This is a genomic window from Streptomyces sp. NPDC086989, from assembly GCF_044745505.1.
In the GTDB taxonomy this organism is placed as follows: Bacteria; Actinomycetota; Actinomycetes; order Streptomycetales; family Streptomycetaceae; genus Streptomyces.
The window spans coordinates 312,171-318,408 of record NZ_JBIVAL010000010.1 but is presented as its reverse complement, the minus strand read 5'-3'; the positions used below and the strand labels follow the sequence as shown (position 1 = coordinate 318,408).

Sequence of the window (6,238 nt, the reverse complement as noted above, 5' to 3'; positions counted from 1 at the left end):
GCGGGGGGCGCGGCGGGGGGGGCCCACCTCCCCCACCTCGTGCCCGGGCCCCCGCCCCCCCCCCCCCCCCCCCCGGGGGGGGGGGGCGGGGGCCCCCCCCCCCCCCCCCCCCCCACGCCGGTTTTCGCGTGTCCGCCGGGGAAACGGACGGAGGGCCCGCAGCGCGTGTGCGCTGCGGGCCCTCCGTTCTCGCCGAGCCGACCGGGGCTACTCGCCCCGCCGCAGGCTCGGCTTCAGGTCCTTGAAACGGGCCAGCAGCCCGTTCACGAACGAGGGGGACTCGTCCGTCGAGAACTCCTTGGCCAGCTGGACGGCCTCGTCGATGGCCACGGCATCCGGGGTGTCGTCCACCCAGATCAGCTCGTAGGCACCGAGCCGCAGGATGTTCCGGTCCGCGACCGGCATCCGGTCGAGTTCCCAGTCCACTGCGTACGTGATGATCAGGTCGTCGATGCGGTTCACCTTGTCGGCGTAACCCTCGACGAGGTCCATCGTGAAGGCGCTGACGGGCGGCTGCCGGTCGTCCGACCGCGCGTGGCGGATCCAGTCCGCGAGGACCTCGCGCACGGGCACCCCGCGCTGGTCGGCCTCGAACAGGATCTGGAAGGCGCGCTTGCGCGCGTTGCTGCGGGCAGCCACGGTTAGCTGTTCACCCGGCCGAGGTAGTCGCTGGTGCGGGTGTCGACCTTGATCTTCTCGCCCGTGGTCACGAACAGCGGGACCTGGATCTCGTGGCCCGTCTCCAGGCGCGCGGGCTTGGTGCCGCCGGTGGAGCGGTCGCCCTGGACGCCCGGGTCGGTGTGCTCGATGACGAGCTCGACCGCGGCCGGGAGCTCGACGTAGAGCACCTCGCCCTCGTGCTGGGCGACGGAGGCGGTGAAGCCCTCGATGAGGAAGTTGGCGGCGTCGCCGACGGCCTTCTTGTCGACCATCAGCTGGTCGTAGGTCTGCATGTCCATGAACACGAAGTACTCGCCGTCCATGTACGAGAACTGCATGTCACGGCGGTCGATGGTGGCCGTCTCGACCTTCGTGCCGGCGTTGAACGTCTTGTCGACGACCTTGCCGGAGAGCACGTGCTTGAGCTTGGTGCGCACGAAGGCCGGGCCCTTGCCGGGCTTGACGTGCTGGAACTCGACGACGGACCAGAGCTGGCCACCGTCGAGCTTGAGCACCATGCCGTTCTTGAGGTCGTTCGTGGAAGCCACGGTTGCGGAATCTCCTGCACTGGAAGACCACGGGTGCGCGCACAGTCCGCCACGGCGGACTAGAGCGCGAGCAGCTCCTTGGTCGTAATGGTGAGTAGCTCGGGACCGCCGTCCGCCTCGGGGCGTACGACGAGCGTGTCATCGATCCGGACACCTCCACGGCCCGGGAGGTGAACCCCCGGTTCGACGGTGACCGGCACGCAAGCGTCCAGTTTACCCATTGCCGTAGGTGCAAGCTGCGGGTCCTCGTCGATTTCGAGGCCGACACCGTGTCCGGTCGACGGAGCGAGGGCCTCACCGTGCCCTGCGGAACCCAGTACGGAGCGCGCGGCACGGTCGACTTCGCGGTACGCCGCACCGGGTAGCAGCGCCTCGCGGCCCGCCCGCTGGGCCGCGAAGACGAGATCGTAGAGCTCGACCTGCCAGTCGGCCGGGCTGGTGCCGATCACGAAGGTCCGGCCGATCTCGCACCGGTAGCCGCGGTAGTTGGCGCCGAGGCAGACGGAGAGGAAGTCGCCCTCCTCCACGCGGCGGTCGGAGGGCCGGTGCCGGGAGCGGCCGGAGTTCGGCCCGGTGCCCACGGAGGTCGGGAAGGCCGGCCCGTCGGCGCCGTGGTCGACGAGGCGGCGCTCCAGTTCCAGGGCGAGGTGGCGTTCGGTCCGGCCCACCAGGATCGATTCCAGCAGCTCGCCGAGCGCCTGGTCGGCGATCTCCGCGGCGATCCGCAGGCAGGCGATCTCCTCCTCGTCCTTGACGAGGCGCTGCTGCTCCACGGCGGTCCCCAGGTCGGCGAGCCGGGTCCGGGGGGCGACGGAGCCCAGGGCCCGGTGGCGGGCGACGGTGAGGTGGTGTTCCTCGACGGCCAGCGACTCGGCGCGCAGCGAGCCGGCCATGTCCCCGGCCGCCACGGCGGCGTCGCTGCCGGGGCCGTCCAGCACGAAGAGCCTGAGCTGTTCGTCCAGGCGCCCCTCGCCCGCATCGCCGGTGGGCGGGCCGATGGTGAAGAGCAGGTCCTCGCCGCCCGGTCCGACGAGCAGGACGGCGCCCTGCGGGGACGCCCCGGCGAGGTAGCGGACGTTCGCCGGACGCGTGATCAGTGCGGCGGCGTTCCCGGCGGCGGCACAGCGGTCACGGAGCAGGCCCCTGCGGGCCGCGTACACGTCTGACATGTCTTCGAGCCTACGAGCGCACCGCGCATCCGGCCTGGTGAGCACACCCGTACGTGGGCGGGGGCGACGGCGCTCGACGCCGCCGGCCCCCGCTCCGGGACCCGGATCCGGTCACCCGCCGACGTACGCCGAAAGGTGCTCGCCGGTGCGCGTGGAGCGGTCGGCGACCAGCTCTGCGGGGGTGCCCTCGAAGACGATCCGGCCGCCGTCGTGGCCCGCGCCGGGCCCCAGGTCGATGATCCAGTCGGCGTGCGCCATGACCGCCTGGTGGTGTTCGACGACGATGACCGACTTGCCGGAGTCGACCAGCCGGTCGAGGAGGCCGAGCAGCTGCTCGACGTCGGCGAGGTGCAGTCCGGCCGTGGGCTCGTCGAGCACGTAGACGCCGCCCTTCTCGGCCATGTGGGTCGCCAGCTTGAGCCGCTGCCGCTCGCCGCCGGAGAGCGTGGTGAGCGGCTGGCCGATGGTGAGGTAGCCGAGGCCGACGTCGGCGAGACGTCCGACGATGCGGTGGGCGGCCGGCAGGTGTCCTTCGCCCGGGCCGAAGAACTGCTCGGCCTCGGTCACGGACATCGCGAGCACCTCGCTGATGTCACGGCCGCCGAAGTGGTAGTCGAGAACCGAGGCGTCGAACCGCCTGCCCTCGCACTCCTCGCAGGTGGAGGCGACCCCGGCCATCATCGCCAGGTCGGTGTAGATGACGCCGGCGCCGTTGCAGGTGGGGCAGGCGCCCTCGGAGTTGGCGCTGAACAGCGCCGGCTTGACGCCGTTGGCCTTCGCGAACGCCTTGCGGATCGGGTCGAGCAGTCCGGTGTACGTCGCCGGGTTGCTGCGCCGGGACCCCTTGATCGCTCCCTGGTCGACCGAGACCACGCCCGCGCCGCCGGGGATCGAACCGTGCACGAGGGAGCTCTTGCCGGAACCCGCGACGCCGGTGACGACGGCGAGGACGCCGAGCGGGATGTCGACGTCGACGTTGCGGAGGTTGTGGGCCGTGGCCCCGCGGATCTCCAGCGTGCCGGTGGGCTTGCGCACCGTCTCCTTGACCTTGGCCCGGTCGTCGAAGTGCCGTCCGGTGATGGTGCCGCCGGTGCGCAGCCCTTCGACGGTGCCCTCGAAGCAGACGGTGCCGCCGCCCGCGCCGGCGCCGGGGCCGAGGTCGACGACGTGGTCGGCGATCGCGATGGTCTCCGGCTTGTGTTCCACGACGAGCACCGTGTTGCCCTTGTCGCGCAGCCGCAGCAGCAGGTTGTTCATGCGCTGGATGTCATGGGGGTGCAGGCCGGTGGTGGGCTCGTCGAAGACGTAGGTGACATCGGTGAGCGAGGAGCCGAGGTGCCGGATCATCTTGACGCGCTGTGCCTCACCTCCGGACAGCGTGCCCGACGGCCGGTCGAGGGAGAGGTAGCCGAGGCCGATCTCCACGAACGAGTCGAGGGTTCCCAGGAGCGTCGCGAGCAGCGGCGCCACCGAGGGCTCGTCGAGGCCGCGGATCCATTCGGCCAGGTCGCGGACCTCCATCGCGCACAGGTCGGCGATGTTCTTGTGCCTGATCTTCGAGGAGCGCGCGCCCTCGTTGAGGCGGGTGCCCGCGCAGTCGGGGCAGGTGGTGAAGGTGACCGCCCGCTCCACGAAGGCCCGGATGTGCGGCTGCATGGACTCGGTGTCCTTGGAGAGCATCGACTTCTGGACGCGCGGGATGAGGCCCTCGTACGTCATGTTGATGCCCGCGATCTTCATGCGGGTCGGCTCGCGGTGGAGGAGGTCCTGCAATTCCCTCTTGGTGAACTTGCAGATCGGCTTGTCCGGGTCGAAGAAGCCCGACTCGATGTAGAGGCGGGAGTTCCAGCCGCCCCCGGTGTAACCGGGGATCGTGAACGCGCCCTCGTTCAGCGATTTGGTGTCGTCGTAGAGCTGGGTCAGGTCGATGTCGGTGACGGCGCCGCGGCCTTCGCAGCGCGGGCACATGCCGCCGGTGATGCTGAAGCTGCGCCGCTCCTTGACCTCCTCGCCGCCGCGCCGGACGGTGACCGCGCCGGCGCCGCTGATCGATGCGACGTTGAAGGAGAACGCCTTGGCCGAGCCGATGTGGGGCGTGCCGAGGCGGCTGAAGAGGATGCGCAGCATGGCGTTGACGTCGGTGGCGGTGCCGACGGTCGAGCGCGGGTCGCCGCCCATCCGCTGCTGGTCGACGGTGATCACGGTGGTCAGGCCTTCGAGCACGTCGACTTCGGGCCGGGCCAGGGTCGGCATGAAGCCCTGGACGAAGGCGCTGTACGTCTCGTTGATCAGCCGTTGCGACTCGGCGGCGATGGTGTCGAACACCAGCGAGCTCTTGCCGGAGCCGGAGACGCCGGTGAACACCGTCAGGCGGCGCTTCGGGATTTCGATGCTGACGTCCTTGAGGTTGTTCACGCGCGCGCCGTGCACGCGGATCAGGTCGTGGCTGTCGGCATCGTGCAGCGCGGGCCTGGCCATGCTCATCGTGTCTCCGTCGTCCGTCGTTCGTCGTTCGTCGGTTGCGGGGCCTGGTCGATCCGACCAGCTTCGCGGGAGAGGTGCTCAGCTGTCCTGGAGAAGCCCGAGGACGTTGCCGTCGGGGTCGGTGAAGGTGGCCACGAGGCGCCCGCCGCCGACGTCGTGCGCCGCGTCCTTCACGGTGGCGCCCGCGGCGGTCACCTCGGCCAGCTTGGCCTCGATGTCCGGGACGTGCCAGTAGGCCACCGGCGAGGTCATGCCCTGCGCGGCGCCGCCGGGGACGAGGCCGATGCTCTGGCCGCCGGCCTCGTAGCCGACGTAGTACGGCTCGTCGGTCTGCGGCTTCACGCCGAGCAGCGCGGTGTAGACGTCCTTGGCGGCGGCCAGGTCGGAGACGGGGTGCAGAACGGTCTTGATGCCGGGGGTGGAAGACATGGTCACTCCTGGGGTGAGGGGGCCGGGAGCCGCCTTCGGGCGGCCCCTCTGTCCATGCCGATCACGCTAGTCGCGCCACCTCCTGACGCGCTTCTCCGATCCTGACCGGTCCCGCCGGCCGGACGGGACCTTGACGACACGACCTAGAAGGCGGGGGTGCCGAGGGTGCGGGCGAGGGCTTCGTCCAGGGCCCGGGAGGTGGCCTCCACGTCCAGGTCGGAGTTGTCGATGATCGGCAGGCCGGAGCCGTACCAGCCCGCCATCCGGCCGTGGATGCGGGCGACCTCCTCGTCCGAGAGGCGCCGGTTCCCTGAGCGGGCGGCGTTGCGCTCCAGGACGATCTCCAGGCCGGGCAGGAGGACGACGGGCAGCAGCGCGGGGCCGACGTGGCGCTTCCACCCGCCCAGGCCGACCACGGGCCGGTCGGGGAAGACGGCGTCGTCGAGGATGCAGGAGATCCCGTTGGCCAGGAAGTTGCGGGCGGCGAAGCCGCAGGTGCGGCGGGCCAGGCGGTACTGGGCCTCGGAGTGGTCGTTCCAGCCTGCCTGCGGGTCGGCGAAGCCCGAGCACACCCACTCGCGGACGTCGTCCAGGCTCACGTGCGCGGTCGGCACGGGCCGGGTGCTCGCCCAGTGCCGGGCCACCGTGGTCTTGCCGGCGCCCGCCGGGCCGATCAGCAGCACGGCGAGTGTGGCGCCGCCGGTGCCGGACACGGCGGGCGGCAGCGGAATGTGCCCCGTGGTGTCGGGGCCGGGCGGCGGTGCCTGCGGTGGCGCGGCCTGCGGTACCGGCGCCGACACCGGCCACCCCTGTGCAGGAGATATCGGCGGCTGCGGGGGCAGGGCCGGATGATGCCCCGGCTGCCCCCACCCCGCGCTACCGCCCCCTACTCCTTGCTGCATCCGCTGCCACTCCGTCTCGTTCCACCCACTGATGCGAGAACGTTAT

6 protein-coding genes are annotated in these 6,238 nt (G+C 71.3%); all 6 read right to left on the bottom strand.

Translation table 11 applies throughout. From position 1 onward, the window contains the following. Positions 1-207 precede the first annotated feature (207 nt). Entirely contained in the window at positions 208-639 is a 432-nt protein-coding gene (nusB, locus tag ACIPK4_RS25580; protein ID WP_054227611.1) for a transcription antitermination factor NusB, read from the bottom strand. A gap of 2 nt (positions 640-641) precedes the next feature. Continuing rightward, positions 642-1,208: an elongation factor P gene (efp, locus tag ACIPK4_RS25575; RefSeq protein ID WP_048477874.1), complete on the bottom strand. Its 567-nt coding sequence runs from the start codon at positions 1,206-1,208 to the stop codon at positions 642-644. A 59-nt stretch (positions 1,209-1,267) separates the two neighbouring features. Beyond that, positions 1,268-2,377, bottom strand: coding sequence for an aminopeptidase P family protein (locus ACIPK4_RS25570; protein ID WP_402316228.1), 1,110 nt, complete (start codon positions 2,375-2,377; stop codon positions 1,268-1,270). A 111-nt stretch (positions 2,378-2,488) separates the two neighbouring features. After that, the gene (locus ACIPK4_RS25565; protein ID WP_402316225.1) at positions 2,489-4,861 is read right to left on the bottom strand and encodes an ATP-binding cassette domain-containing protein; all 2,373 of its coding nucleotides are present in this window, start codon (positions 4,859-4,861) and stop codon (positions 2,489-2,491) included. A 78-nt stretch (positions 4,862-4,939) separates the two neighbouring features. Continuing rightward, complete coding sequence (locus tag ACIPK4_RS25560) at positions 4,940-5,290, bottom strand: VOC family protein (protein ID WP_107096164.1); 351 nt, start codon at positions 5,288-5,290, stop codon at positions 4,940-4,942. Between the two features lie 143 nt (positions 5,291-5,433). Continuing rightward, positions 5,434-6,192: an AAA family ATPase gene (locus ACIPK4_RS25555; protein ID WP_402316222.1), complete on the bottom strand. Its 759-nt coding sequence runs from the start codon at positions 6,190-6,192 to the stop codon at positions 5,434-5,436. Positions 6,193-6,238 lie beyond the last annotated feature (46 nt).

Bases quoted from the DNA above. Each gene is read 5' to 3' on its own strand.
- ACIPK4_RS25570 (WP_402316228.1), bottom strand. From the start codon at position 2,377: ATGTCAGACGTGTACGCGGCCCGCAGGGGCCTGCTCCGTGACCGCTGT.
- ACIPK4_RS25565 (WP_402316225.1), bottom strand. From the start codon at position 4,861: ATGAGCATGGCCAGGCCCGCGCTGCACGATGCCGACAGCCACGACCTG.
- ACIPK4_RS25560 (WP_107096164.1), bottom strand. From the start codon at position 5,290: ATGTCTTCCACCCCCGGCATCAAGACCGTTCTGCACCCCGTCTCCGAC.
- ACIPK4_RS25555 (WP_402316222.1), bottom strand. From the start codon at position 6,192: ATGCAGCAAGGAGTAGGGGGCGGTAGCGCGGGGTGGGGGCAGCCGGGG.